The organism is Citrobacter sp. FDAARGOS_156, from assembly GCF_001559235.2.
In the GTDB taxonomy this organism is placed as follows: Bacteria; Pseudomonadota; Gammaproteobacteria; order Enterobacterales; family Enterobacteriaceae; genus Citrobacter; species Citrobacter youngae.
The window spans coordinates 1260841-1287589 of record NZ_CP014030.2 but is presented as its reverse complement, the minus strand read 5'-3'; the positions used below and the strand labels follow the sequence as shown (position 1 = coordinate 1287589).

The following is a 26749-nucleotide window of genomic DNA, read 5'->3' as shown; positions in this document are numbered from 1 at the left end:
CCTGTTGGCCGGGTGAATGCCCGGCCCTTTTTCGAATCGCGAATACACATCACCATGTCTGAATCCTCTAAAGCACGACCCGCCTTGCCCGGCATTGTTAAAACGCTCGACACTGGTCGCGAAAAACCGTTTGTCAGCGTTATCACGCCAACGTGGAACCGTGCCACATTTTTACCTTATCTGCTGTATATGTTCCGTTATCAGGACTACCCTGCCGACCGGCGGGAGCTGGTGATCCTCGATGATTCCCCGCAAAGTAATCAGTCGATCATTGACCGGCTGACGCAGAATCACCCGGAGAAATTTAATATTCGTTATATCTACCACCCGGAAAAACTCGATCTGGGGAAAAAGCGCAATATGCTCAATGCGCTGGCGGTAGGTGAGTATATTCTCTGTATGGATGATGATGACTATTATCCGGCTGACAAAATCTCTTACGCCATCGACATGATGCAGCGCCACCGGGCGCTGATTTCAGGTTCCGATCAGATCCCTATCTGGTACAGCCACATCAACCGGATATTCAGAACACGCAGCTTTGGCCCGCAAAACATTCTCAACGGCACTTTCTGTTACCATCGTAATTATTTGAAAAAGCATCGCTACGTTGATGAATGCAATTTAGGAGAAGAAGAAGGGTTCACCAATAAATTCACCGCGAACCCGCTGCAATTACCCGGTGAGCGCACCATTATTTGTATCTCACACAGCCAAAATACATTCGATAAAGACTTTGTGTTGGGCAGCAGCGAGCCACTGGAAACCCCTCTGGCGCAGGCGATTACCGACCCGATGCTGAAAAACTGGTATCAGAGCCTGCATAACGCCACCCATCATCAGCCGATTCAGTGGGATTACATCGATCAGGTGGTGATCGTGAATCTGGACTCACGTCCGGATCGTTTAGCGCATATCCAGCAAGAGCTGGCATTTCTCAATTTCCCGACGGAAAAGGTCACCCGCCTTGCCGCATCAGTAGCCACTAACGGCCAGATTGGGCGCCGTCAGTCCCATATGCAGGCGCTGCGCCTGGCGCAGCTTCAGGGCTGGAAAAATTACCTGTTACTCGAAGACGATAGCGTGATCCTGAAGCAGGAAAAGCATATTCGGGTACTCAATTCGCTCCTGAGCGCACTGCCTAATTTTCCGTGGGAAGTGGTTATCCTTGGCGGGGAGATTCAACAAGGCAGCGAACTCAAAAGCCTCCAGGGTATGATCCACGCCCGCGACTGCAATAAGGTTTGCGCCTATCTGGTCAACTGCGGTTATTACCCGACGCTCGCTCAGCAAATGGAGAATGACCTCTCCGATACTCTCGAAGGACAATGGCAGTCGCTGCTACGTGACGGGAAATGGCTCTCCTGCTATCCGAGCATCTGCTATCAGCGCGCGGGTTATAGCGATATCGAGAAAATAGAAACCGATAACATCGGCTACTATTTCAATAAAATCAATAAGAAACCAGATACCGTCAACGCTCTGGCCGAAACACAGTTTCCTTCGGCCTCCACTCTGACAGATGCCATTGGCTTCTATATGGAAACGTCGCTGCATTACGCGGTTTATCGCCCGATCATAACCGCGCTACAGGCGATGGGGCATTCCTGCTCGCTATTGGTCAGTGACAAAATACACGCGTCGTTTCTGGATGAAATGACCGCAACAATTAAAACCATTAACGATCCCCTGTTGGGTGGAACACGTCTTTCTGTGGTGATTGAGAAACGTCAGCGTTTCAAATGCCTTGTCAGCCCATATTACACGCCGTTGCTGAACGGGCTGGCGGATACCCATGTGCGGACAATGTATGGACTGGCGAAAGAAGAGTGGAATCATGCCTGGTGGAATGCCTTTTATCATCGCATTCTCTGCTACAGCCACTATAGCCAGCACGCGGTTGATATTGGCGGCAGCGCCAAAGTGGTAGGCAATCCCCGTTTCGATGAATGGCATAACCATACTTACGATACCGCACTACCAAAAAGCGTGAAGCTGAATGCGAAAAAGCAGACCATCCTGTACGCGCCAACCTATGGCGCGCTAAGCTCGCTCCCCCATTGGGCACAACAGCTCAGTCGATTAAGCCATGAATACAATGTCGTCACCAAACTGCATCATGGCACCCTGCACAGGCCGGAAGAAGCCGCCTCGCTGGCGCTGGCGCAACGCTATTTAAAAAACAGAATTGACGATCCGCAGCACCTGCTGGCGCTTATGGCACAGGCAGATTACGTCCTGACGGACAGCAGCGGCTTTATTTTTGATGCCATTCATATGAATAAACGCGTCATTTTACTGAGCTGGCCAGAGATGACCTCGCTGCTGGATGGCCAACAAAGTTTCTCGACCCCAGACAGCGCCGATCAACGTATCCGCGACGTTCTCCCGGTAGCCCAGGATATACAGGCGTTGCGCAGCGCGCTGTCTGACGCATTTGACTGGACTGCACTGGAAGCACCGTTAGCCGAAATTCGTCACCATTATTGTGATGCGTTTATGGATGGTCAGGCGGGGAAACGGGCGGCGCAGGAGATTGATAGCCTGGTAAAAGCGCCACAGTCGCTAATAACCAATACGTTGCTACGCAGTCTGCAGAAAAAACTGTTTAGTTGATCATCAATTAAAAGGTATCAAAGAGTATATGAATAATTCTCCCGCTGTAGATCATCAGCTCTACCAGGTATTGGCGCAGACTTCACGAAAAAAGATCAAAAATAAAAAAAGAATCCTGTTTTTTGATCGTGATGCCTTTGCTGATAATACTAAATACTTATATCTGCATATGGTGAAAAATACTCAGCTAGAATGCATATGGTGTACATGGAATGAAGTAGTTTATGATATGTTGCAAAAGCATCATTTACCAGTGCATCTGTTAGGTAAAAACAATGATGAAACCATAAATTTATTATTAGAAACCCAGATAGCTATTTTCTGCGTTAATCCGCATCACAGTCTACATAAAAATTGGTCATACTTTGCATGTCTGGAGGGGGCAAAACATATTCAGTTATGGCATGGCATTTCGGTTAAAAACTTATTATTACAATTAACACCCTATTTTAGCATGACCATTCCTGATTTTGGCAGATCTTTAGCCTGGGCCTCCCGTGCGGATTACGTATTAAGTACTGCAGAGGTGTTAAATCCTTACTGGCGAGAAGTATTTGGTTGCAATAATATTATCAACGCATCCTATCCTCGGAATGAGGTATTACTACGCAATATTACGCCATTAGAGTTACTCGGCGCAAAACTTGACGCCAGAACAATGAAAGGTCTTGCCAGCAAAAGGAAGAGGATTTTTATTGCTCCAACCTGGCAACGATTCAACAGCACCGATCTCTTAAGTCGAGAAATGCTTACGCAAATCCTTCAATATACCAGTAAAAATAACATAGACGTATTTATAAAGACGCATCCATATCGGGCTGTTAACTTTGACAGCAACGCACTAAAGATTAATAATTTCTATTTTATTGATGCCGATACGGACGTCTATCCGTTCCTCAATAAATTTGATGCGTTGATAACAGATTATTCATCTATCATGTTTGATTTCCTGTTAACTAAAAAGCCAGTGTTAACACTGGATATCGCACCGGGTGAACACGCTAATTTCGAACCTAATTATTCTCTGTTGCCAATAGAAAGTAACTTTCGCTATAAATTTACTCGGGATAACATTATCAGTATGTTGCATCAAGCACTATTCAAGGATGAGCAAGTAAAAGACAGAGAGCAGGCCGCAGCCAATTTATATCCGTCTGATAATATTAATGCCTGCCAAAAACTGGAATCCATAATTATAGATATACTTAAAGACATCGCTTAGTAAAAATGCAAAGTAAAGAATATAGCAACGATATAACTGCGATCAGGTACTAACACATGGATACTTTAAAGATATATCTCTCATCCGCCTCTGTACCCGTTATCCCTCAGATGCTGGACTTTGCAGAATGTGCATCCGACCCCAACATTCTCAAAATTATATGCTGGTATCGTAATGAATTGACGCCATTCCAGCTAAAAGGTACTAATGCTTACTACATTAAGCAGGAGTATGCTGTCACACCCGACTTTACAGCAAAAATAGTCAATGTCATTCAACGCGTTCAGCCCAAAGTGGTTGAAGTTCACTCAAACATTGTACATACAAACGTCGAACTTTATCCCGTTATTGCATTCATCTCTAAGATAATAAAAAAAGAACAGATAAAAATACATTTATATGATGATGGTATACGCAGCATTGGTGAGCGATTACAACTCAGTGAAATACATAGCAATGCATTCCCAGAAGTCAGCAGAGTTCATGCTAAATATTTACAAATGATCCTGCAAAATGAGTTAAACCCTTTCTCTGGCTATCTAAGAGAATCCTGGCCACTATTGATGAATTACCTGTGGCATAATTTTTTTGATGTCACCTATCATTTAATGGATCAGTACCAACAAAAATGGAGTTCATCTTCACCTTTTCAGAGATCGATACAAAAAAATACGACAGTATTAGCGACCGCAGATATCAAAACGCTCAAACCTAAACAGCTAGCATTTTGCCTCTCACTGTTGAACTTAACAAACACTACCATCAATGAAGTAAAGAAAGAAATCAAGCAAAAAAATAGCTTATTGTACATGGGGGCCGGATACTTTAACCGTCAGAAAGATGATGCTATTACAGAGAAACAAATAACAAAGATTCAAAAGATGAGATCGGCAGGGATCATCAAGCCCGATGATAAGATTATTTTCAAAGCCCACCCAATTAATTCTCCTGAGAACAGAGCAAGGATAATTTCCGCATTTTCCAGCGATAATATCTACACTTTGCCTAACCATATTCCGTTTGAAATTTTACCGGTGATAGGTTTAACACCATCGGCAATCATCTGTACTTTCAGCACGCTGCTATTCACGATGGCACCAGACACATTCCGGCATATTATAGGAGATGCTGACACAACCACCGAATCATTAAAGAACCCGGTACTTAATGGGCTTATAAAGGAGAAAGTCATCAACAGAAATCTCGTTGGCGGGTGGCTTGACTAGCAAATACTGTTGCTACCGAAACGGGTCCCTAAAAGTATGTCAGGGCATATATTAGAGACCCATCGAGGGCCTTTCAGGGTTTAACATCTGGCCAGTTATAGTTTTCCTCTGCTTTTTTACATAATAAATCTAATTTACTGTGCCAATGTATCTTGTGCAATGAATCCAGCCGCTCGTTGTACTCTGCCTCAGTGGCAACAACGGGTGGCAGCCCATTATCATAGGCAATCGCTTCTATTTTAGGTGTGTTTGACGAAAAATAGACCATTGGTGTCCCAAAGCACGCGCCAGCAATCGTGTAGTGATATCGTCCAGAAATGAGCACCGCGCTGTGTTTGATAATAGACAGCCAATCTTCAAGCGCTTTAGCATCAAAGTCGACTATCTCCGGGAATTTTTCCAAATAGTGACTTATTACCGCTTGTTCTTTCTTATGAATGCCTTCTTTTTTCGAACCTGTTAAATAGATAATTTTATGATTTGGATAATTTTTCTTTATTTTAGCAACAATAAAGTCAGTCTTTAATAAATTATAATTAACCGCACCAGAGATACAAACATAATCATCAGCAATTAATCTTTCTGGAATATCATGCTGAATTTTTTTGATTGTCAGCGGTAAACTATCAAAAGACTCGGCACAAGAGACACCTAATACCATTCGAATAATTAAACAAGACAGACTTTCTCTGGCCGCAATAAACTCGCAGGACCGATAGGCTTCTTTATAATAGTTGAGAATGTTCTCATCTGTAGAATTAGGATAACAAGAGTGGTTAATAAGATAAACTCTCTTATTGAAGAATTTTTTTGCTGCGATGATCAAAAAAAGTAATGCCCTGACCCCTGGCTTAAAGTCATGTATCGTCCATTCACCATTTACTACAATAAAATCACTGGCATTCATAGCATTCGCGATAGGTGCCAAATGTTGAATGAATTCTTCTCGGGTGCCAATATCACTCACTTTTGCTGGGATATGGGGTAACAATGGAATGGTGTAAACGGGCAAAGAAAAAATATTCTTTACCCCTATGCGAGTTAATTGTTCTTTTATTTGCAACGAGGTCCCATTACCCCCCCAATGATAAACATCTTCAGTATCATTGATAAAAATACGTTCTGACTCATAACCATCCTCAGACCACAATTTTAAACAACCAGCATTACTATTTAGTTTTATTCCAATAATCACTACATTCAATTTCACTGGCATCATGAAGAACATTCAACTTTGTTCTATTAAGATTAGGTCTCTCCCAGGCGATATCTTTTCTTATTACCCTGGCGGGAACACCAGCAGCAATACTGTTATTAGTAATTATTCCTGTTACTAATCCTCGAATGCCTATGATACTGCCATCTTCAACCCTGGCACCACCCAGTACAATAACTTGATCGCCGAGCCAAACGTGATTACCAATAATAATCGATTGCGCAATATTGATTCTGGTTTGCGTGACAATATCAAAAATAGGATGTGAGTCATGGGTTCTTAATATCGTATCTGATGCAATCATACAATCATCACCAATGATGACATCCGTTTCTTCCGCTGTATTAATGAAACAGTTTTTGGTCACTGTAGTCTTGTTACCAATATTGACCCTACACTTATCACCAACAATTACCTGTCCACGAAAAGAGGACATTGCCCCAAGAGAGAAATATCCGAAGTCACCATAAAACTTGACACTTCCGCTTAGTTCTTTAGCCTCGTTATGAATCAACAGAGTATTATTATTGCCTACAAACTGTACATTTACACGATGGTTAACCACGCCACGGTAATATATGACATTACCATTTTGGTCCCGATCCTGTACCATTATCTATGTCCTCTAAAAATTAATACTTTTAACCACCTCGATAATCGAGGTGGTGGATATCGATGGCGTTCTGGGGAAATAGACCACCTCGCACAGGTACGACAAACTATCAAAGCGCCCAGCCCAGTCATCGCCCATCACCAGCGTATCGGCGCTGAACTGGCGAATATAATCCGCTTTTTTCTCCAGCGACTCTTCGAGAAACACGCCGTCCACGCATTTCAGCCCGGCAACAATCCCCATACGATCGTTTTGGCTGTAAACCGGCATCCGGCCTTTTTTTTGCATATTTAGCGCATCTGAAGATACGCCCACGATCAGCCGCTCCCCCAACTGCCCGGCACGTTCAAGAATACGCAGATGCCCAATATGAAAAACATCAAATGTGCCGAACGTAATGATCGTTTTCATACCAGCCCCAGCGTCTTTTGTCTTAGCCAACACTGCGCGGCTATCTCATCGACGGCTTTTTGTTCTTTTACCAGCGCCTCATTGCTCAGTTCATCGCGTTTATCATCAAGCGTCATGGCAACAATTTTTTCTTCACAGGCCGCCGCGACGAGGTTTTTCTGAATACGCTGCTCTTTAATTTTTGCCAGCGTTTTCTCCTGCTCTTGCCAGGCAATAACTGTGCGTAACGTGCCTTTATAGCCGGTCACATTTTTGAGTGATTCAACAGAAGGCGTTTCAACGCCGGTGCCGGTTTTTTGAATCAGGTAGCCCAGCGCTTTGATGTTATTGTCAAAGCCGATGCAAACCTGCTGCTGTTTAGCCAGCTGTACCGTCATGTCTTTGACTGTTTTATCCCGCAGGCGCTGCAACTGCGCCAGGGTATCGATAATTTGTCGCATGATTATTTACCTTCCGCTTTCTTTGCCACCGGGAAAAGGGCCTGTAAGCGGCTTTGCACCAGCTCCAGCGAGGCGGGTTCACTGACTTCCTGGCGCAGAAAACGCTCAATGGCGGGAAACACTTTGACGGCCTTATCCACGCTGGGATCGGCCCCTGCAACATATCCCCCCAACGGGATCAGCGGCTTAATTTCCATATAAGCGGCATAGTTTTGTTTCAGCAGCCGAGCGGACTGCTGGTGCTCATTGGGCGCAACCTGGGTCATGCAGCGACTGATCGACTGCCCAATATCAATGGCTGGATAATGTCCGGCTTCCGCCAGCTTACGGGTCAACACGATGTGCCCGTCCAGCACCGCGCGCGCGCAGTCGACGATCGGATCCTGCTGATCGTCCCCTTCCGCCAGCACCGTGTAAATGGCGGTCATTGACCCTTCGCTTTCGCTGTTGCCCGCGCTTTCCACTAGCTTGGGGATCATGCCAAACGCCGACGGCGGGTAGCCTTTCGTTGCCGGAGGTTCACCCAGCGATAGCGCAATCTCACGCTGCGCCATGGCATAGCGGGTTAACGAATCCACCAGCAGTAAAACGTGATGCCCGCGATCGCGAAACCAGGCGGCGATAGAGTGGCAAAGTTCGGTGGCTTTCAAACGCATCAACGGCGACTCATCCGCCGGGGCCGCCACAATAATGGATTTTGCCAGGCCTTCCGCGCCCAGCGAGTGGTCAATAAACTCCTTCACCTCGCGACCACGCTCGCCAATTAACCCCACCACCACGATATCGGCCTTGGTCTGGCGGGTGATCATCCCCAACAACACGCTTTTCCCCACGCCGCTGCCAGCCATCAAGCCCACACGCTGGCCTTTACCGATGGTGAGCAGACCGTTGATGGCTTTAACGCCGACATCCAGCGGTTGATTCACCGACCGACGCGTAAGGGGGTTGATGGAAGGTGCTTGCGGCGGCAGCACATCATTGCCCGTCAGACGCCCTTTGGCATCCAGCGGCTCGCCAAGGCCATTGACCACCCTCCCCAGCCAGCTTTCGCCTATCAGGATCTCCTGGGCCTTTTCTTCGGGGAAAACGCGCGCGCCGGCCATCAGTCCCACGGGGTGCTTAAAGGGCATCAGGTAGGTGATATCTCGGTTAAACCCCACCGCCTGCGCGTCGATTAACGTATGGTTGGCGCTTTCGACACGGCACAGTTGGCCGGTCACCAGCGGACAGCCCACGCTCTCCAGCAAAATGCCGTTCACGCGCACCAGTCGCCCGGCAACCCGGGCTAAAGGGATCGACTCAATGGAACGCAGCGCGTGGTCAAATCTGGAAAGATCACTCACCCGTTGGCTCCGGCAGAAGTGACTCTTTCAGCGCCGACATGCATTGGTCGAGCCGATGCTCGCAGCCAATATCCAGTTCGGATTTATCGGTGATCACCCGACACTCGCCCGCCTGCAGGTCGGCGGATGGGGTCAGCCCCCATTCAACGACCTTGTCAGGGGCGGCATCTTTAATGCGGTTAAACTCTTCGTTGCTCAGCAGAACCTGTAGCGACTCAGGCATCGCCGGAAAGGCCGAAATAGCCTCTTCAACCAGCGACAATAGCTGCGTCGGTTGCAGCGCCAGCTCGCAACGAATCACCTGACGAGTGACCTTTTCCACCAGCTGCAACAGGTCTTCCCGCTGTTTACGTTGAACGTGCGCCAGGTAGTCATTCACTTTGCCGGAGATGGCCTCCAGCGGTTGGGCTGCCTGCTCGAATTGCTTGCGCCCTTCCTGCTGCCCGGCCAGGCTGCCTTCAGTGTATCCCTGACGACGGCCTTCATCGTGCCCCTTCAGATGACCTTCCTGAAAGCCCTGCTCCTGGCCTTCCGTCATCCCCTGTTCAAAGCCTTTTTGCAGACCTTCCTGGAAGCCGTCCATCAACTGGCGCTGATAATCCGCCGGTGTGATCCCCGGCGTAAGCTGTTCAGTCTGCAAATGGCGCTGGCGAGGGGGAAAGCGGTGTAATCGATAACGACCGCGAATGGTTTCAATCGCCATGTGTTACTCCGCCGTCTGTTCAGCAAACAGCTGTAGCTGAATTTCACCCGCTTCCTCAAGCTCGCGAGCAATCCCCATGATTTCACGGCGAATTTGTTCAATACGACTCACCGGAACCGGCCCCAGGCGCGACGTTATCGCCTCCAGCTGTTGTACCTGACGCTTAGGCATCACGGCATAAATCGAACGACGCAACAGCGCTTCGGTACCTTTCAGCGCCACCGCCCAGTCTTCCATCGGCACTTCGTCGAGCAGACGACGGCGCACTTCGTCGCTTTGGCGGCTCAGAATAAAGAAGTCATACATTTCATCCTGCAGTTGCTCCAGAACGTCTTCATCGCGTTCACGTAGCTGATCGAGGATCACCTGTTGGTTACCCTGGAAACGGTTCACGATATCTGCGGCCTGCTTGATGCCTTTCACTTTTGAACCATGTTCAGACAGCACCGACAACCCACGTTCGATCAGACGATCCAGCTCATCCACAACGTCGCGGTTCACATCGTTGAGCTTGGCAACCCGATAGAGGATCTCGTTTTGCACTGACTCAGTCATGTAAGACAGTACCGTGGCAGAGATCTCCGGCGTCAGGAAGGCAAGGAAGACAGCCTGCAATTGCAAATGCTCTTCTGAGATCAGAATCGCCAACTGACGCGGTTCCACCCACTGCAAACGCGCCATCCGCGAGCGGATCTCATCGCCGTAAATGCCGTTGATCACGCTGCTGGCGATTTCTGTTCCCAGCGCCTTATTGAGGATCCCTTGCAACATAGAACGCGAGGCGCCGTTGATGCCACTCTGCTCACGGAACTCATCAAAAAAGTTATTAATCACTTTTTTCGCCATACTGGTTTTCACGCCAGAAAGACGCGCCATGTTTTCACTCAGGCGAACCACCTCTTCGCGGCTGAGCTTTTGCATCACCGTGGCTGCCGCCTCCTCGCCCAGACACAGCAATAAAATTGCGGCCTGTTCCAGGTAGCTGTTGTTATTGCCGTTATTTATTGTCAATTCGCTCATTGCTGGTAATCCATTGTCTGAGAACTTCAGCTACGCGATCGGTGTCGCTCATCGCCAGTTTTTGCAGGAACTCCAGCTTCACTTCCAGACCAGAACTCTGCGAAGGCAGGCTGTCGTCACCAGGGAAAGAAGGCAGTTCGATATTTTTGCGTTCGTCTTCAGCAGCCGCAAAATGGGGCGTATCCGCAGGGATCGCCATCGGTGTGGTGTCCAGCGCCAGCTCGGGTGCTGTGGTGCGGCGACGTTCGGCGGTCAAACGCTTCATAACCGGGCGTACAACAAACAGCAGCAACAGCAACGCCAGCAGACCGCAGCCAATTAAACGTACCCAGGCCAGAACGCTGTCATCCTTCCACAACGGGAGCTGAGGCTCGACAGGGATCGACTGCGGGACAAAATTGAGCAGCGATAACGACAGATTGTCGCCACGCTTTGCATCAATCCCGGCGGCGTTATTCAACAGCGCCGTCAATTGCGTAGTTTGTTCCGGTTTCCAGCTCTTCAGTGCAGGCGCGCTCTGATTAAGCACCACGGCCACATTTAAACGCTTAATGTCAAAACCAGGATGCTGGATATGCTCAACGCTACGATCCCACGAGTAGTCGCGCTTGTTCTCGCTATGCTTTGACAGCGCGGCTGGCTGGCGAGACTCCTCAGGCGTCGTCGCGGTAGCGCCATTTCCCACCTGGTTTGGTGCCAGCGGAGGACGATTGCTCAGCGAGCCGGGGATCCCCATGGCGATCTGGTTGGTGTCGCTATCGAGTACCGTTTCTTCACGATTCACCTTCGGCGTATCGCCGTAATGCTCCTGGGTTTCGTCGATATTGCTCAGATCGAGATCCGGCATCACGCTCACCCGGTAATTACCGGTTCCGACCAGCGAGTCGAGGACATTGGCAAGGCTGGCGCGGGTCTTATCCTGAATATCTTTGAGGATCTGGTCGCGCTTACGCGTCGCTGCAGAGACGGCTTCTCCCGCGCCAATACCTTCAGAGAGTAAATTCCCCGCCTGGTCGACAACGCTGACCTTCGACGCATTCAGATTGGGCACGCTGCCAGACACCAGATGCACAATGGCATTCACCTGGTCCATATCCAGCTTGCTGCCGTAATGCAGACGCACCACCACCGAGGCGCTGTTTTGCGGCTCGTCGCTGACGACAAATGAACTCTCTTCATTCAGCGCCAGATGCACGCGGGCGCTCTCAACGGCATCCAGCGTCATGATACTCTGCGCCAGTTCGCCTTCCAGACTCCGCTTGTAACGGACGTTTTGCACAAACTGACTGGCACCCAGCACTTCGTCTTTATCCATCAGCTCGTAGCCGCTGGGCAGCATGGCCTGCACACCTTTCGCCGCCAGCGTCATCCGCGTTTTCGACAGCGCGTCTTCCGGAACCAGAATTTGCCCGCTTTGCGGGTCAATACGGTATTCCAGTTTTTCACCATCCAGTACGGTGACGATTTGCGAAACCGGGAGATTTTCCTGACTACCGTACAGCGAAACATAGCCGTGGTTACTATTCCACAGCACGCTAACAATAATGGCGGTCGCTGCAAGAGCTGCCGCCGCCAGTAACGCCAGGCGTTTATTACCATCGAGTTTGAAAGAGAACGAGGGTAAAAACTGAGTGAGTTTTTTTATTAATTCATTCATAGCGTTAGACTGACATGCTCATCAGGTCGTTGAATCCGGAAGCAACTTTATTTCTGACCTGTACCAGCGCAGAAAACGATAATGATGCCTGCTGACTGGCAATCATGGCCCCCGCCAGGTCATCGCTTTTCCCCATCTCAATGGCCGTTTGTTTTTGCTCTGCAACCTGCTGAAATTGATCAACATGGTTGAGCGCGCCCTGCATCACACGATCGAATGAGACCGGAGATGATGCAGACTGTGCACCCACTGCGTTAATCTGCATCGGTGAAAGGACGGGCGCCTGTGCGACCGCTTTCATCTGCTGCATGTCCTGCATCATCTGCGTCTGCATCGTACTGGCTGGGGCTATCGTATTTATGCTCATGACCTACTCTTAAAATTAAAAAAGCGTTCTCGGTACCACAGACTGATTCAGGAAAAAATCTCGATTCCCTGCTTTCGCATTGACGCCAGACGATAACGAAGCGCGCGTGGGGTAATGCCTAATAAATCAGCAATTTTGGTTTTATTGCCCTGATATTTACGCATCAGGTCAGCGATATATTGATATTGTGCGCTACGGCCATGCTGACCCAGATTATCGCTGGTCGTTACTGGCATACTGGGCTTTGGCTGCCATTGCGGCTCGCTCCAGGAATCATATTCAATGGATGGCAGACCTAAAGTATCGGGATAAATGACGCCATCACGATTCAGGATCATTCCCCGTTGTATAGCATTCTCGAGCTGACGCACGTTACCCGGCCATCCGTAGCTGAGTAATGCCCGGCGTGACGATTCAGAAAGCTTGATATTTTTAACCAACACCGTGGAGTATTTTTTGATAAAAGACTCCGCCAGCGGAATAATGTCTTCCATGCGCTCGCGCAGCGGCGGCATCGTCAGCGGAATAACGGACATGCGATAATAGAGATCTTCTCTGAAGCGTCCTGCGGCCACCTCTTCTTCAAGATTCTTATTGGTACAGGCAATTAAACGGAAGTTCAGTTTGATTGTACGGTTACTGCCTAAGCGCTCAACCTGTTGCTCCTGCAATACACGTAATATTTTAGCCTGAAGCGCTAAAGGCATATCGCCGATCTCATCCAGCAATAAAGTGCCGTTATTGGCTAATTCCATTTTTCCCGGCACGGTAGCCACCGCTCCGGTGAATGCACCTTTATCATAACCAAACAACGTGGCTTCGAGCATATTCTCAGGAATGGCGGCACAGTTCACCCCAATATAAGGTGCCTGAGGCTCCTGCGCGAATGCAATTGAATGGATAAATTTAGCGATACATTCTTTACCAGTACCGGTTTCACCGTGGATAAGCACTGGAACATTAAACGCAGCAATACGCTTTGCCATTGAAAAAACATTGATACTGGAGGCTGCTTCGGCAATAAGTTCAAACATGATTATTTTACACTTAGAAGTAAAGTTAACATCCGTTACGAGAAATATACAAATTATTCCAAAGCACAATCATCGAATAATAGATATCGCCCGTGCCATGTCTTAATCCCATCCTTGCTCATGTTTTACCGCCCTTTCAAAGGGCAGCCCTATCGAAGACTATTTTCAAATAGGGTTTTTCCTAAAAAAATACTAACACTGGCGCTATTAACAATCTTAAATTAAAAGATAATAAAAATATTATTTCATATAAAACAACAGCTTATGTGATTTTTGACATAAAAAAGGTGTATTGAACATGCCTTAGCAAGGCAAGACTGTTAGATGGATACATCACATGTATGCAATTAATTATTTTTTAATTATAACCTGACACCATTAATAACTTGCAGAGCCCAGGGGTAAAATATCTAATATCCAGCCCTACTTCATAGACGTGAGTAGGTACCGCATTTCATACTTAATGGACTTTAACAATATGAGAATAGCGTCAAGGATGAACCATAAATTAAATGGATTTGTATTTTCTTTGATAACCGCGGAATTCGATATCAACTCATCCGCCCCAGAAATTACAGCTGAGAAAGTGCACCATGCTGAAATATAGTCAAACGCCCGGGATCTTTAAACTTGAAGGTAACCGGCTTGGACGTCCATATCATCGTCTGCCGACTATGTTTACGGGTAATTTTGATACAATTGAATCACATCTTGGAAACTATTTCCTAAAAAAACATCGCACAAATATAACACTCAGAAAAATACACTGTGAGATGGATGTTATCAATAAAAGCGCTGAGTTATTAGTCTCGCAGGTTGGGCATTTGGCCTTTGATATTGATCGCGCGCTATTGTTAATGCTATTAGGTAACTTTTATGGTCTGACTTCATCACTTGCCGACGAAAAGTCAGAAAATAATTTACCAACAAAAACAGAAACCCGGCTGAGAAGCCGGCTGGCGCTGGATGTGAGCAATATTATTTTTAATAAAAATATATCTGGCATTCCGCTAACGCTCAAACCTGACAGCAGTACCATACAAACACATTGGGCATATCAGCTTACATTCGTTTTAGGTGATGAGGAGAATTGCAGTTTCCGCATCTTACTGGACGATTCCCATACCGATTACATTCTGAATTTAATCCGCCATAGCGAGCACGGCGAAAAGAAAAAGCAGATTGATAAAGCCAGCGCTGAGACGCGTAAAAAAACGCTGATCAAAGAAATTATCCATACGCTGCCGCTGACCATGAACGTGAAAATTGCAGAAATCCCCCTCAATGTTGCCGACCTGACGACAATTAAACCCGGGGATATTTTACCTATTGCGATGCCTGATACTTTCCCTGTTTATATCGGGAAATCCGAATTATTTAATGCCCTGATCGTCGAGGACAAAGACAAACTGTTTTTGTCCGAATTCACGAGCAAGACGGAGAAATCCTATGAGTAAGCCAGAAGATATTTTAGAGCAAGGCTTCGAGTTAGCCCCCGAAGCGACCACATCCCCCGCACCATCTGTGACAGAGACGCTGGTGTCACGTTTAGAAGACCGTTTTTCCGAGTCGATGTCACTACTGAAACGTATACCGGTCACGCTCACGCTGGAAGTGTCCTCCGTGGAGGTGATGCTGTCCGATCTGCTGAACATTGATGACGACACCGTCATTGAGATGGACAAGCTCGCCGGTGAACCGCTGGATATTAAGGTCAACAATATCCTGTTAGGTAAAGCTGAAGTGGTGGTGGTCAATGAAAAATATGGCCTGCGCGTCCTTGAATTCAACACGCATGAAATCAACGACCTGGCACCATGAAACGCGCACCAACACTCACGCTTATACTGGGTTTCTCGTTACTCATCCTTTCTCCCTTTGCCTGCGCGCAAGGGGGAGATATCCCGTTGCTGAATGTGATTTCACACGGAAATAGCCAGGAGTACAGCGTAAAAATCCAGGTCCTGATCCTGATGACCCTGGTGGGCATTCTGCCTACTCTGGTACTGATGATGACCTGCTTTACGCGATTTATTATTGTTCTTTCTCTGCTACGTCAGGCGTTGGGCCTGCAGCAAACGCCGCCGAACCGCATACTGATTGGCATTGCGCTGTCGTTAACCATGTTGGTGATGCGTCCAATCTGGATCAACATTTACGACCACGCGGTTGTGCCGTTTGAAAACGATCAAATTACGCTCCCTGACGCACTAAGCACCGCCGCCTCGCCATTGAAGCGCTTTATGCTGGCGCAGACTAACAAAAAAGCGATTGCGCAGATCATGACGATCGCCAACGCGAAAGGTAATGCCGCCGATCAGGATCTCTCCATTGTCGTCCCGGCGTATGTACTGAGCGAACTCAAAACCGCCTTCCAGATAGGCTTCATGATTTACATTCCGTTCCTGGTGATCGACCTGATCGTCGCCAGCGTGCTGATGGCGATGGGGATGATGATGCTGTCGCCGCTGATCGTTTCCCTGCCCTTTAAGCTGATGCTGTTTGTGCTAATTGATGGCTGGGCGCTGACCGTCGGCACACTAACCTCCAGCATTCGTGGTCTCGGACTGGGCTAACGGAGAAGACATGTTAACCATTGATGTAGCCGCAGATATTGTCGCCAGCGGTATAAAAGTCGTGATCATTTTGGTCTGCGTGCTGGTCGTTCCCAGCCTGCTGGTGGGGATGCTGGTCAGCATTTTTCAGGCCGTCACGCAAATTAACGAACAAACGCTGAGCTTTTTGCCCAGGCTTATCGTCACCCTCGCGGTATTGGGTATATGTGGAAAATGGATGATCGTCCAGTTGAGCGATCTCTGCGTGCATCTGTTCACTCAGGCCGCCATTCTGGTGCACTGACATGCGCGAAACAGACGTCACACAGTTAAGTAACCTGATACTGGGCATGTGGTTTCCGTTCGTGCGCATTATGGCGTTTATTCACTACGCCCCGGTACTGGATAACGCCGCGCTAACGGTGCGGATACGCATTATTTTATCCCTGGCGTTGGCCTTCATCATTACGCCGCTTATCCCCCATCCGGTCCCTGACAGCCTGCTGTCGATCAACAGCGTTATTTTGACCGCAGAGCAGTTTCTGTGGGGCATGCTTTTCGGCCTGATGCTGCAGTTTTTATTTTTAGCGCTGCAGCTGGCGGGCCAGATCCTCTCTTTCAACATGGGGATGAGCATGGCGGTGATGAACGACCCCAGCAGCGGCGCGTCAACAACGGTACTGGCGGAAATCATCAACATCTATGCGGTGATCCTGTTCTTTGCCATGGACGGGCATTTGCTGTTGGTGAGCATTTTATTCAAAGGATTTACCTACTGGCCGATTGGCAATGCGCTGCATCCGCAATCTCTGCGCACCATTTCCCTGGCGCTGGGTTGGGTGTTTGCCGCAGCTACCCTGCTGGCTCTGCCGACGACCTTTATTATGCTGATTGTCCAGGGCTGCTTTGGCCTGCTAAACCGCATTGCACCGCCGCTCAACCTGTACTCGTTGGGCTTTCCCATCAACATGCTGGCGGGCCTGATCTGCTTTGCGACCCTGCTTTACAATCTGCCCGATCACTATTTGCACCTGGCGAACTTCGTCTTACAACAGCTTGACGCGCTAAAGGGACACTATGGCGGATAGCAGCAGCGAAGAAAAAACAGAAAAACCCTCGGCGCAAAAACTTCGCAAAGCCAGAGAAGAGGGACAGATTCCACGTTCCAAAGATATGGGGCTTGCCGCCAGTCTGTTTGCCGCGTTTATGGTGATTTCCAGCAGCTTCCCGTGGTATGAAGATTTTGTCCGAGAAAGCTTTATCAGCGTTCATCAGTATGCGCAGAACATTAATGACCCGGACATCATCGGCCAGTTTCTCGAACATCATCTGCTGATTTTAGGCAAGTTCATTCTGACGCTGTTACCCATGCCGGTTGCCGCGCTGTTTGCCTCGCTGGTGCCCGGCGGGTGGCTGTTCCTGCCGAAGAAAATTTTGCCGGACTTTAGCAAGTTAAGCCCGCTCAAAGGGATTGGCCGCCTGTTTTCAAGCGACCATCTGGTAGATACCGGCAAGATGACGCTCAAAGCGATTGTTCTGCTGGTGATGCTGTGGATTAGCGTACGCAATAACGTTGCCGCCTTTCTGGGGTTGCAAGAGTTGCATTTCAAACAGGCCATCAGCGATGGCCTGGCGTTGTACAGCAGCATCATGTGCAACTTCGTCATCCTGTTTGTTTTTTTCGCGCTGATTGATGTGCCGCTGGCGAAGAAAATGTTCACCAAAGGGTTGAAGATGACCAAACAGGAAGTGAAGGAAGAGTATAAAAATCAGGAAGGTAAACCGGAAGTACGGGCCAGGATCCGCCGCCTGCAACGGCAAATGGCGATGGGGCAAATTCGCAAGGTTGTGCCAAAAGCCGATGTGGTGATCGTCAACCCGACCCACTATGCCGTGGCGCTACAGTACGACCAGTCGCGTGCCGCCGCGCCTTTCGTGGTCGCCAAAGGCACCGATGAAATCGCGCTGTATATCCGTCAGGTGGCGACGGAGAACAACATTGAAATTGTTGAATTTCCTAAGCTGGCGCGCTCGGTTTATTACACCACCCAGGTCAATCAACAGATCCCATTTCAACTTTATCGGGCGATAGCACACGTCCTGACCTATGTACTGCAAATGAAGCACTGGCGTGATGGTTCCCAGGCACGGCCTTCGCTGAACAGACATATTTCCATTCCAAAAGAGGTTCTTAAACTGGATGCCGAAAACAACTAAACAATTCCTCGCGCTGCTGCGTAACGGTAACATCGGCATTCCGCTGGTCATACTGTGTATCCTGGCGATGGTGATCCTGCCATTGCCACCGGCCCTGCTGGATATTCTGTTCACCTTTAACATCGTGCTGGCGGTGATGGTGCTGCTGGTGGCCGTTTCCGCGAAACGCCCGCTCGAATTCAGTCTGTTCCCGACTATATTGCTGATAACCACCCTGATGCGCTTGACGCTGAACGTGGCGTCAACGCGCGTGGTGTTGCTGCATGGGCATATGGGCGCAGGCGCTGCCGGTAAGGTGATTGAGTCCTTCGGTCAGGTGGTGATCGGCGGTAACTTTGTCGTCGGTTTTGTGGTGTTCATCATCCTGATGATCATCAACTTTATCGTGGTGACCAAGGGTGCCGAGCGTATCTCCGAAGTTTCGGCCCGCTTTACGCTGGACGCCATGCCCGGCAAGCAGATGGCGATCGACGCCGATCTGAACGCGGGGCTGATTAATCAGGCCCAGGCGCAGGCCCGACGTAAAGATGTGGCGGGCGAAGCGGATTTCTATGGCGCAATGGACGGCGCGTCGAAGTTCGTGCGCGGTGATGCCATCGCCGGGATGATGATTCTGGCCATCAACCTGATCGGCGGGGTCTGTATCGGTATTTTTAAATACGATTTAAGCGCTGAAGCCGCCTTCCAGCAATATGTCCTGATGACCATCGGTGACGGCCTGGTCGCCCAGATCCCCTCTCTGCTGCTGTCGACGGCGGCGGCAATTATCGTTACTCGCGTGAGCGACAGCGGCGATATCGCCACCGACGTTCGTAGCCAATTGCTGGCAAGCCCCTCCGTACTTTATACCGCCACCAGCATCATGTTTGTCCTGGCAGTGGTACCGGGAATGCCGCATTTCCCGTTCCTGGTATTCAGCGCCCTGCTGGGGTTTACCGCCTGGCGTATGAGCAAGCGCCCGAAGGTGGCGGAGACCGAAGAAAAAAATCTTGAGACGCTGACCAAAACCATCGTTGAAACCACCGAGCAACAGGTCAGTTGGGAAACCATCCCCTTAATTGAGCCAATCAGCCTGAGCCTGGGGTACAAACTCGTGGCGTTGGTGGACAAGTCCAAAGGGAATCCGCTCACTCAACGTATTCGCGGCGTGCGACAGGTTATCTCAGACACCAACGGCGTGCTGCTGCCGGAAATTCGCATCCGCGAAAACTTCCGTCTGAAACCGACCCAGTACGCCATTTTTATCAATGGGATCAAGGCTGATGAGGCCGATATTCCCTCAGATAAGCTGATGGCACTGCCCTCCAGTGAAACCTACGGTGAGATCGATGGTGTTTTAGGCCACGATCCGGCCTACGGTATGCCGGTCACGTGGATTGTCCCGGCGCAAAAAGCCAAAGCGTTAAATATGGGGTACCAGGTTATCGATAGCGCCAGCGTTATTGCGACGCATGTGAATAAGGTCATTCGCAGCTATATTCCCGACCTGTTTAACTACGATGATATTACGCAACTGCATAACCGCCTCTCTTCAATGGCACCTCGCCTGGCGGAAGATCTGAGCGCAGCGCTGAATTACAGCCAGCTATTGAAGGTTTACCGGGCACTGCTGGTTGAAGGCGTGCCGCTGCGCGATATCGTCACCATTGCCACCGTCCTGGTCGCCAGTAGCGCCGTCACCAAAGATCATATTCTGTTAACGGCCGATGTGCGTCTGGCGCTTCGTCGCAGTATTACCCACCCGTTTGTACGCAAAGATGAGCTGGCCGTATATACGCTGAACAGTGAACTGGAGAATCTGCTGGCGAATGTGGTGAATCAGGCGCAGCAAAGCGGCAAAGTAGTGCTCGATAGCGTACCGGTCGATCCGAATATGCTCAATCAGTTCCAGACCAATATGCCGCAGATTAAAGAACAGATGAAAGCGGCGGGAAAAGAACCTGTGCTGCTGGTCGCACCGCAGCTTCGTCCTCTGCTCGCGCGTTATGCCCGCCTGTTTGCACCGGGTTTGCAGGTACTGTCTTATAACGAAGTTCCGGATGAGCTGGAATTAAAAATCATGGGGGCGCTGAGTTAACCCGTGGCAAGGCGGTGCCATTCGCACCGCCTTATTGATTACAGAATGGTATTTTCCGTCAGAATACGACGGGCGCCGAGATAATGATCCTGCCAGAAGTCATCGGATAAATGACTCACCCGAATAGTTTCTCCCGTACGCGGCGATTCAATAAATTGCCCCTGTCCCAGGTAGACCCCCATATGATCGGCAATATCCCGGCTGTGAATATGAAAGAACAATAAATCACCACGACGAAGGTCGCGATTGGCGACGATGGTCGCCCGCCGGTAGTGATACATTTCATTCGCCGTACGCGGCAATTTTGCCGCCAGGATTTTGTTGTAGGCATAAAAAATCAGCCCACTGCAGTCAAAGCCTTGATCCGGGCTGGTCCCTCCCCACAAATAGGGTTTACCTAACTGCTGCTCAAGACGGTGGATTGCCACTTCGGTCATGTTGTGCAGATGGTCGCTGCTGAGAAAATGATCATTCTCCGCCAGCTCCTGCCAGCGATGATCGCTCGCTTTCAGCGGCCCAGGGAACCACTCCGGGTGCTGTTTAATCAGCGTCCTGTTCTGCTGGCGCAGCGCGCTTTTACTTTGCGCATTACCTACCACCACATAACTTGCCTGCTTTTTTACCTGCGCGTGGTATTGCTTCAGCAACCGGGCACGATTACGCATGCGCATTTGCGCCGCATAGCTTAGATGGGCGTCAGATAAGAGGGGCTGAACTTTGGCGACAGACGGTGATGACAACACAACACACAAAGACAGCAGACCCGGCAAAAAGCGTCGGGGTGCAGAGACAAAAGACATGAAAACAAAAATACCTAATCAAACACGTTCGGCGCAGTCTACCGCTATTGCCGGGTATTCCATTTTAATATTCGATTATTAAATTATTAATTTTTTAAATTCAATACATTAGAAATTCTGCACTAAAAAGACTCAATGACGTTCGCTAACCTGCAAAATACGCCGGTGTCTGACAGACTTTAAGCACAATTTTCCGTATAAAGAAAATCTAAAGTGTAAACGCAGCACGAGAGACTTGCGAAAAACTCTCTGGGTGATAATGTGAGCGCTCCAGATCCAGATTTATCCGATTTGGGGACTCTTTTTGCCGTCCTGGCGTGTGTAATCGTTTTATCAAGGAATAAGCAGTATGCGTAAAATCGCATTTTTTCTTGCGATGCTTTTATTGCCGTGCGTTTCGTTTGCCGGTTTGCTGAGCAGCAGCAGCCCGACCACGCCTGTCAGCAAAGAATATAAGCAGCAATTAATGGGCTCCCCTGTCTATATTCAGATCTTCAAAGAAGAGCGAACGTTGGATCTGTACGTCAAGATGGGCGAACAGTATCAATTGCTCGACAGCTATAAGATCTGCAATTATTCCGGCGGCTTAGGGCCGAAACAGCGTCAGGGTGATTTCAAAAGTCCGGAAGGATTTTACAGCGTACAGCGCGGACAGCTGAAACCGGATAGCCGCTTCTACAAAGCGATTAACATTGGTTTCCCTAACGCCTACGACCGCGCACACGGTTATGAAGGTAAATACCTGATGATCCACGGTGCCTGCGTTTCCGTCGGCTGCTACGCGATGACCGATAACGGCATTGATGAGATTTTCCAGTTTGTCACCGGCGCGCTGGTGTTTGGGCAGTCCAGTGTGCAGGTCAGCATTTATCCGTTCCGTATGACCGACGCCAACATGCAGCGTCATAAGTTCTCGTATTACAAAGAGTTCTGGTCGCAACTAAAACCGGGATACGATTACTTCGAACAAACGCGTAAGCCACCAACTGTTTCCGTCGTCGATGGCCGTTATGTTATCAGCAAGCCGTTGAGTCACGAAGTCGTTCAGCCGCAGCTGGCATCAAACTACGCGCTCCCCGAGACAAAATAATGCCCACTCGCCTGGCATAATCTTTTGCCAGGTTTCATTGCCGGTTAACGGCTGTGTGGCAATCACGGTGACCACATCATTGGGTGTGGTCTCTGAGCTAAAATCGATTTCCACATCCTGATCCAGCAACGTCGCTACGCCAAATGGCGCACGCCGCGTGATCCAAAACAGGTTGGTCGAACAGAAGGCCATCACATAACGCCCGTCAGATAGCAGCATGTTGAAGACGCCCTTCTCCCGCAGTTCACCTGCCAGCATCGCGATATATTTAAATACTGCCGTCATATTGCCAGGCGTGCGTGGATAACGCTCGGTCAGTTTATGCAGCAGCCAGCAAAACGCTTTTTCGCTGTCGGTTTCGCCGACCGGACGGAAATTACCAGTTTCCAGCGATTTATAGCCGCTGAGCTGGCCGTTATGGGCGTATGTCCAGTTACGTCCCCACAGCTCTCGCGTAAAGGGGTGGGTATTTTCCAATGCCACTTCGCCACGGTTCGCCTGACGAATATGGGCAATCACAGAACAGGATTTGATGGGATAGTCTTGTACCAGTTTGGCGATAGGCGAATTAAAGCTGGGTTGCGGATCTTTAAACGTACGGCAGCCCTTACCTTCATAAAACGTAATACCCCAGCCGTCTTTGTGCGGACCGGTACCTCCGCCGCGCTGAACCAGCCCGGTGAAGCTAAAGCAGATATCGGTTGGCACATTGGCGCTCATCCCGAGCAGTTCGCACATACATCACCTACCTTAAAACCGTGAATTGCCTGATGGCGCTGCGCTTATCAGGCCTACGTGGCGCTCATGTAGGCCGGATACGGCTTCAGCCACCATCCGGCAATCGTCTTCTTATGGTTTAACCATCTCTTTTTCGATCAACTGGATCAGGATATGGATCACTTTGATATGAATTTCCTGAATACGGTCAGCGTAGCCAAAGTGCGGCACGCGAATTTCAATATCTGCACTGCCGGCCATTTTACCGCCATCTTTGCCGGTCAGGGTGATGACTTTCATTCCCTTCTCACGCGCCGCAGCAATCGCTTTAATCACGTTACCGGAGTTACCCGAAGTGGAGATGCCTAACAGGACATCGCCCTCGCGGCCCACGGCTTCCACGTAGCGGGAGAATACATAATCGTAACCGAAATCGTTGCTGACGCAGGAGATATGGCTGACGTCAGAGATAGCGATCGCCGGGTAGCCCGGACGGTTTTCGCGATAGCGTCCGGTCAGCTCTTCGGCGAAGTGCATCGCGTCGCAATGGGAGCCGCCGTTACCGCAAGAAAGTACCTTACCGCCGGCTTTGAAGCTGTCTGCCAACAGGACCGCCGCGCGTTGAATGGCGTGAATATTGGCGTCATCTTTAAGAAAATTAGCCAGCGTTTCCGCCGCTTCGCTCAGTTCGTTACGAATAAGATCCTGGTACATGAGGATATCCTTCAGCATGAATGTAAATGACAAGATGCAGTGTACCGGATAGCGCTACCAGCGAGAAGTACAAGCCACAGGAATGGCTGTCGCTTTTGATTTTTTGTGCCGGTTAAAACAACAACAATGTGAGCTTTGTTGTAATTATTTTGTAAACACATTGCTAAAAGAATTCACATCCACTACAACCATATCATCACAAGTGGTCAGACCTCCTACAAGCAAGGGAGCTTTTCGTTATGATGATTTTGAGTATTATCGCTACGGTTGTTCTGCTCAGCGTTCTGTTTTATCACCGCGTGAGCTTATTCCTCAGCAGCTTAATTTTGCTCGCCTGGACGGCCGCGCTTGGCGTGGCTGGCCTGTGGTCAGTCTGGCTGCTGGTTCCTCTGGCCATTATCCTCGTACCGTTTAACTTTACGCCGATGCGCAAATCCATGATCTCTGCGCCGGTGTTCCGCGGTTTCCGTAAAGTCATGCCGCCGATGTCACGCACCGAGAAAGAAGCGATTGATGCCGGTACGACCTGGTGGGAAGGCGACCTGTTCCAGGGCAAGCCAGACTGGAAAAAACTGCATAACTATCCTCAGCCGCATCTGACTGCTGAAGAACAAGCGTTTATTGATGGCCCGGTGGAAGAAGCGTGCCGCATGGCGAACGACTTCCAGATCACTCACGAACTCGCGGATCTGCCGCCGGAACTGTGGGCGTATCTGAAAGAACACCGCTTCTTCGCGATGATCATTAAGAAAGAGTACGGCGGGCTGGAATTCTCCGCCTATGCTCAGGCTCGCGTTCTGCAGAAACTCTCCGGCGTTTCCGGTATCCTGGCGATCACCGTTGGCGTACCTAACTCATTAGGCCCAGGCGAACTGCTGCAGCATTACGGCACCGAAGAGCAGAAGAACCATTACCTGCCGCGTCTGGCACGTGGTCAGGAGATCCCATGCTTTGCCCTGACCAGTCCGGAAGCGGGTTCCGACGCAGGCGCGATCCCTGATACCGGCGTGGTTTGTATGGGCGACTGGCAGGGCCAGCAGGTGCTGGGTATGCGCCTGACCTGGAACAAACGCTATATCACGCTGGCGCCTATCGCTACCGTGCTGGGTCTGGCATTTAAACTCTCCGACCCGGAAAAACTGCTGGGTGGCGAAGAAGATCTTGGCATTACCTGTGCGCTGATCCCAACCTCAACGCCAGGCGTACAAATTGGACGTCGTCACTTCCCGCTGAACGTGCCGTTCCAGAACGGCCCGACGCTGGGCAAAGATGTCTTTGTTCCAATTGATTACATTATCGGCGGCCCAAAAATGGCCGGTCAGGGCTGGCGCATGCTGGTGGAATGCCTGTCCGTAGGACGCGGTATTACCCTGCCGTCTAACTCGACGGGCGGTGTGAAATCGGTCGCAATGGCCACCGGTGCGTATGCGCACATTCGTCGCCAGTTCAAAATCTCTATTGGTAAGATGGAAGGTATTGAAGAGCCGTTGGCACGTATTGCGGGTAACGCCTACGTGATGGACGCTGCGGCGTCGCTGATAACCTACGGTATTATGCTGGGTGAAAAACCGGCGGTGCTGTCGGCCATCGTGAAGTATCACTGTACCCACCGCGGGCAGCAGTCAATCATCGATGCAATGGATATCACTGGCGGTAAAGGCATTATGCTTGGGGAAAGCAACTTCCTCGCCCGTGCTTATCAAGGTGCGCCAATCGCTATTACCGTTGAAGGTGCCAACATTCTGACCCGTAGCATGATGATCTTCGGTCAGGGTGCGATTCGCTGCCATCCATATGTTCTGGAAGAGATGGCGGCGGCGCAGAGTAACGATGTGAATGCCTTCGACAAACTGCTGTTCAAACACATTGGTCACGTCGGCAGTAACAAAGTGCGTAGCTTCTGGCTTGGCCTGACGCGTGGTTTAACCAGCAGCACGCCAACTGGCGATGCGACCAAACGTTACTACCAGCACCTGAACCGTCTGAGCGCCAACCTGGCACTGCTTTCGGATGTGTCCATGGCCGTACTGGGCGGTAGCCTGAAGCGCCGTGAACGTATCTCCGCGCGTCTGGGCGATGTGTTAAGTCAGCTGTATCTGGCCTCCGCGGTGCTGAAGCGTTATGACGATGAAGGCCGTAATGAAGCAGACCTGCCGCTGGTCCACTGGGGCGTTCAGGATGCGTTGTACAAAGCGGAACAGGCGATGGACGACCTGCTGAAAAACTTCCCGAACCGTCTGGTCGCAGGCTTGCTTAATGTGGTTATCTTCCCTACCGGTCGCCACTACCATGCACCGTCTGACAAGCTGGATCATAAAGTCGCGAAGATTTTGCAGGTTCCAAGCGCCACCCGTTCTCGTCTTGGTCGCGGTCAGTACCTGACGCCAAGCGAACACAACCCGGTTGGCTTACTGGAAGAGGCGCTGCTGGATGTGATTGCAGCCGACCCTATCCACCAGCGGATCTGCAAAGAGCTGGGTAAAAACCTGCCGTTTACCCGCCTGGATGAACTGGCGCACAATGCGCTGGCCAAAGGGCTGATTGATAAAGACGAAGCCGCAATTCTGGTGAAAGCCGAGGCGAGTCGTCTGCGCAGCATTAACGTGGATGACTTTGAACCCGAGGCGCTGGCGACTCAGCCGGTAAAGTTGCCAGAGAAGGTGCGTAAGGTCGAAGCAGCATAACGCTAACGCACAACGTTCAGCCCCGCT

The 26749-nt window shown here is 49.7% G+C and carries 25 protein-coding genes; 12 read left to right on the top strand and 13 right to left on the bottom strand.

The window, feature by feature from the left end; all coding sequences use genetic code 11:
* The first annotated feature begins 54 nt into the window (after window positions 1-54).
* The 3 genes from AL515_RS06260 to AL515_RS06250 are packed head-to-tail and all read left to right on the top strand — an operon-like array spanning window position 55 to window position 5064.
* Window positions 55-2616: a glycosyltransferase gene (locus AL515_RS06260; protein ID WP_061067316.1), complete on the top strand. Its 2562-nt coding sequence runs from the start codon at window positions 55-57 to the stop codon at window positions 2614-2616.
* Between the two features lie 28 nt (window positions 2617-2644).
* Window positions 2645-3838, top strand: coding sequence for a CDP-glycerol glycerophosphotransferase family protein (locus AL515_RS06255; protein ID WP_061067315.1), 1194 nt, complete (start codon window positions 2645-2647; stop codon window positions 3836-3838).
* Window positions 3839-3894: 56 nt separating this feature from the next.
* Window positions 3895-5064, top strand: a complete 1170-nt coding sequence (locus tag AL515_RS06250) for a hypothetical protein (RefSeq protein ID WP_061067314.1) — start codon at window positions 3895-3897, stop codon at window positions 5062-5064.
* 73 nt (window positions 5065-5137) lie between these two features.
* Here the strand turns inward: AL515_RS06250 and AL515_RS06245 are convergent, their stop codons facing one another.
* The 10 genes from AL515_RS06245 to AL515_RS06200 are packed head-to-tail and all read right to left on the bottom strand — an operon-like array spanning window position 5138 to window position 13868.
* A complete protein-coding gene (locus AL515_RS06245; RefSeq protein WP_192575274.1) occupies window positions 5138-6283 on the bottom strand; it encodes a polysaccharide pyruvyl transferase family protein in 1146 nt (381 codons plus the stop codon).
* Window positions 6234-6893: an acyltransferase gene (locus tag AL515_RS06240; protein ID WP_061067312.1), complete on the bottom strand. Its 660-nt coding sequence runs from the start codon at window positions 6891-6893 to the stop codon at window positions 6234-6236. The genes AL515_RS06245 and AL515_RS06240 overlap by 50 nt, the downstream gene beginning before the upstream one ends.
* A gap of 12 nt (window positions 6894-6905) precedes the next feature.
* A complete protein-coding gene (locus tag AL515_RS06235) occupies window positions 6906-7304 on the bottom strand; it encodes an adenylyltransferase/cytidyltransferase family protein (RefSeq protein WP_061067311.1) in 399 nt (132 codons plus the stop codon).
* On the bottom strand, window positions 7301-7744 hold the full coding sequence (gene fliJ, locus AL515_RS06230) for a flagellar export protein FliJ (RefSeq protein ID WP_061067310.1): 444 nt from the start codon (window positions 7742-7744) through the stop codon (window positions 7301-7303). Before fliJ ends, AL515_RS06235 begins: the two co-directional genes overlap by 4 nt.
* 2 nt (window positions 7745-7746) lie before the next feature.
* The gene (gene fliI, locus AL515_RS06225) at window positions 7747-9087 is read right to left on the bottom strand and encodes a flagellar protein export ATPase FliI (RefSeq protein WP_061067309.1); all 1341 of its coding nucleotides are present in this window, start codon (window positions 9085-9087) and stop codon (window positions 7747-7749) included.
* Entirely contained in the window at window positions 9080-9790 is a 711-nt protein-coding gene (gene fliH, locus AL515_RS06220) for a flagellar assembly protein FliH (protein ID WP_061067308.1), read from the bottom strand. The genes fliI and fliH overlap by 8 nt, the downstream gene beginning before the upstream one ends.
* Window positions 9791-9793: 3 nt before the next feature.
* Window positions 9794-10810 (bottom strand): flagellar motor switch protein FliG, encoded by a 1017-nt coding sequence (locus tag AL515_RS06215; RefSeq protein ID WP_061067307.1) that lies wholly within the window; start codon window positions 10808-10810, stop codon window positions 9794-9796.
* Window positions 10788-12467, bottom strand: a complete 1680-nt coding sequence (fliF, locus tag AL515_RS06210) for a flagellar basal-body MS-ring/collar protein FliF (RefSeq protein ID WP_061067306.1) — start codon at window positions 12465-12467, stop codon at window positions 10788-10790. Before fliF ends, AL515_RS06215 begins: the two co-directional genes overlap by 23 nt.
* A 4-nt stretch (window positions 12468-12471) precedes the next feature.
* Window positions 12472-12834, bottom strand: a complete 363-nt coding sequence (locus tag AL515_RS06205; RefSeq protein WP_016149599.1) for a flagellar hook-basal body complex protein FliE — start codon at window positions 12832-12834, stop codon at window positions 12472-12474.
* A 47-nt stretch (window positions 12835-12881) separates the two neighbouring features.
* Entirely contained in the window at window positions 12882-13868 is a 987-nt protein-coding gene (locus tag AL515_RS06200) for a sigma-54 interaction domain-containing protein (RefSeq protein ID WP_061067305.1), read from the bottom strand.
* A gap of 593 nt (window positions 13869-14461) precedes the next feature.
* Between AL515_RS06200 and AL515_RS06195 the strand changes: the two genes are divergently transcribed.
* The 7 genes from AL515_RS06195 to AL515_RS06165 are packed head-to-tail and all read left to right on the top strand — an operon-like array spanning window position 14462 to window position 20717.
* Window positions 14462-15325: a FliM/FliN family flagellar motor switch protein gene (locus AL515_RS06195; protein WP_061067304.1), complete on the top strand. Its 864-nt coding sequence runs from the start codon at window positions 14462-14464 to the stop codon at window positions 15323-15325.
* A complete protein-coding gene (locus tag AL515_RS06190; protein ID WP_061067303.1) occupies window positions 15318-15689 on the top strand; it encodes a FliM/FliN family flagellar motor switch protein in 372 nt (123 codons plus the stop codon). The genes AL515_RS06195 and AL515_RS06190 overlap by 8 nt, the downstream gene beginning before the upstream one ends.
* The gene (gene fliP / locus AL515_RS06185) at window positions 15686-16444 is read left to right on the top strand and encodes a flagellar type III secretion system pore protein FliP (protein ID WP_061067302.1); all 759 of its coding nucleotides are present in this window, start codon (window positions 15686-15688) and stop codon (window positions 16442-16444) included. The genes AL515_RS06190 and fliP overlap by 4 nt, the downstream gene beginning before the upstream one ends.
* A gap of 10 nt (window positions 16445-16454) precedes the next feature.
* Window positions 16455-16727 (top strand): flagellar biosynthetic protein FliQ, encoded by a 273-nt coding sequence (locus tag AL515_RS06180; RefSeq protein WP_003838859.1) that lies wholly within the window; start codon window positions 16455-16457, stop codon window positions 16725-16727.
* A 1-nt stretch (window position 16728) separates the two neighbouring features.
* On the top strand, window positions 16729-17511 hold the full coding sequence (gene fliR / locus AL515_RS06175; protein WP_061067301.1) for a flagellar biosynthetic protein FliR: 783 nt from the start codon (window positions 16729-16731) through the stop codon (window positions 17509-17511).
* Entirely contained in the window at window positions 17501-18640 is a 1140-nt protein-coding gene (gene flhB / locus AL515_RS06170; protein ID WP_061067300.1) for a flagellar biosynthesis protein FlhB, read from the top strand. The genes fliR and flhB overlap by 11 nt, the downstream gene beginning before the upstream one ends.
* Window positions 18624-20717 carry a flagellar biosynthesis protein FlhA gene (locus AL515_RS06165; protein ID WP_061067299.1) on the top strand — a complete coding sequence of 698 codons (2094 nt, stop codon included), beginning with the start codon at window positions 18624-18626 and terminating at the stop codon, window positions 20715-20717. The genes flhB and AL515_RS06165 overlap by 17 nt, the downstream gene beginning before the upstream one ends.
* Before the next feature lie 38 nt (window positions 20718-20755).
* On the opposite strand, the gene AL515_RS06160 is transcribed toward AL515_RS06165, so the two are convergent.
* Complete coding sequence (locus AL515_RS06160; RefSeq protein ID WP_048212535.1) at window positions 20756-21517, bottom strand: C40 family peptidase; 762 nt, start codon at window positions 21515-21517, stop codon at window positions 20756-20758.
* Between the two features lie 349 nt (window positions 21518-21866).
* Between AL515_RS06160 and dpaA the strand changes: the two genes are divergently transcribed.
* Window positions 21867-22607, top strand: coding sequence for a peptidoglycan meso-diaminopimelic acid protein amidase (gene dpaA, locus AL515_RS06155; protein WP_003843847.1), 741 nt, complete (start codon window positions 21867-21869; stop codon window positions 22605-22607).
* On the opposite strand, the gene AL515_RS06150 is transcribed toward dpaA, so the two are convergent.
* Entirely contained in the window at window positions 22578-23345 is a 768-nt protein-coding gene (locus AL515_RS06150; RefSeq protein ID WP_003031388.1) for a class II glutamine amidotransferase, read from the bottom strand. The two genes, dpaA and AL515_RS06150, sit on opposite strands and share 30 nt — an antisense overlap.
* 111 nt (window positions 23346-23456) lie before the next feature.
* Window positions 23457-24038, bottom strand: a complete 582-nt coding sequence (gene lpcA, locus AL515_RS06145; RefSeq protein WP_003031390.1) for a D-sedoheptulose 7-phosphate isomerase — start codon at window positions 24036-24038, stop codon at window positions 23457-23459.
* Window positions 24039-24277: 239 nt separating this feature from the next.
* Here lpcA and fadE point away from each other — a divergent pair, with 239 nt between their 5' ends.
* Window positions 24278-26722: an acyl-CoA dehydrogenase FadE gene (fadE, locus tag AL515_RS06140; protein ID WP_048212536.1), complete on the top strand. Its 2445-nt coding sequence runs from the start codon at window positions 24278-24280 to the stop codon at window positions 26720-26722.
* Window positions 26723-26749 lie beyond the last annotated feature (27 nt).

Coding starts and splice junctions, on each gene's coding strand:
- lpcA (WP_003031390.1), bottom strand. CDS start 24,038: ATGTACCAGGATCTTATTCGTAACGAACTGAGCGAAGCGGCGGAAACG.
- AL515_RS06215 (WP_061067307.1), bottom strand. CDS start 10,810: ATGAGCGAATTGACAATAAATAACGGCAATAACAACAGCTACCTGGAA.
- AL515_RS06245 (WP_192575274.1), bottom strand. CDS start 6,283: ATGATGCCAGTGAAATTGAATGTAGTGATTATTGGAATAAAACTAAAT.
- AL515_RS06165 (WP_061067299.1), top strand. CDS start 18,624: ATGCCGAAAACAACTAAACAATTCCTCGCGCTGCTGCGTAACGGTAAC.
- fliR (WP_061067301.1), top strand. CDS start 16,729: ATGCGCGAAACAGACGTCACACAGTTAAGTAACCTGATACTGGGCATG.
- AL515_RS06255 (WP_061067315.1), top strand. CDS start 2,645: ATGAATAATTCTCCCGCTGTAGATCATCAGCTCTACCAGGTATTGGCG.
- fadE (WP_048212536.1), top strand. CDS start 24,278: ATGATGATTTTGAGTATTATCGCTACGGTTGTTCTGCTCAGCGTTCTG.
- fliP (WP_061067302.1), top strand. CDS start 15,686: ATGAAACGCGCACCAACACTCACGCTTATACTGGGTTTCTCGTTACTC.
- AL515_RS06160 (WP_048212535.1), bottom strand. CDS start 21,517: ATGTCTTTTGTCTCTGCACCCCGACGCTTTTTGCCGGGTCTGCTGTCT.
- AL515_RS06205 (WP_016149599.1), bottom strand. CDS start 12,834: ATGAGCATAAATACGATAGCCCCAGCCAGTACGATGCAGACGCAGATG.
- AL515_RS06250 (WP_061067314.1), top strand. CDS start 3,895: ATGGATACTTTAAAGATATATCTCTCATCCGCCTCTGTACCCGTTATC.
- AL515_RS06150 (WP_003031388.1), bottom strand. CDS start 23,345: ATGTGCGAACTGCTCGGGATGAGCGCCAATGTGCCAACCGATATCTGC.
- AL515_RS06200 (WP_061067305.1), bottom strand. CDS start 13,868: ATGTTTGAACTTATTGCCGAAGCAGCCTCCAGTATCAATGTTTTTTCA.
- dpaA (WP_003843847.1), top strand. CDS start 21,867: ATGCGTAAAATCGCATTTTTTCTTGCGATGCTTTTATTGCCGTGCGTT.
- AL515_RS06180 (WP_003838859.1), top strand. CDS start 16,455: ATGTTAACCATTGATGTAGCCGCAGATATTGTCGCCAGCGGTATAAAA.
- AL515_RS06190 (WP_061067303.1), top strand. CDS start 15,318: ATGAGTAAGCCAGAAGATATTTTAGAGCAAGGCTTCGAGTTAGCCCCC.
- AL515_RS06240 (WP_061067312.1), bottom strand. CDS start 6,893: ATGGTACAGGATCGGGACCAAAATGGTAATGTCATATATTACCGTGGC.
- flhB (WP_061067300.1), top strand. CDS start 17,501: ATGGCGGATAGCAGCAGCGAAGAAAAAACAGAAAAACCCTCGGCGCAA.
- fliH (WP_061067308.1), bottom strand. CDS start 9,790: ATGGCGATTGAAACCATTCGCGGTCGTTATCGATTACACCGCTTTCCC.
- fliJ (WP_061067310.1), bottom strand. CDS start 7,744: ATGCGACAAATTATCGATACCCTGGCGCAGTTGCAGCGCCTGCGGGAT.
- AL515_RS06235 (WP_061067311.1), bottom strand. CDS start 7,304: ATGAAAACGATCATTACGTTCGGCACATTTGATGTTTTTCATATTGGG.
- AL515_RS06195 (WP_061067304.1), top strand. CDS start 14,462: ATGCTGAAATATAGTCAAACGCCCGGGATCTTTAAACTTGAAGGTAAC.
- fliF (WP_061067306.1), bottom strand. CDS start 12,467: ATGAATGAATTAATAAAAAAACTCACTCAGTTTTTACCCTCGTTCTCT.
- AL515_RS06260 (WP_061067316.1), top strand. CDS start 55: ATGTCTGAATCCTCTAAAGCACGACCCGCCTTGCCCGGCATTGTTAAA.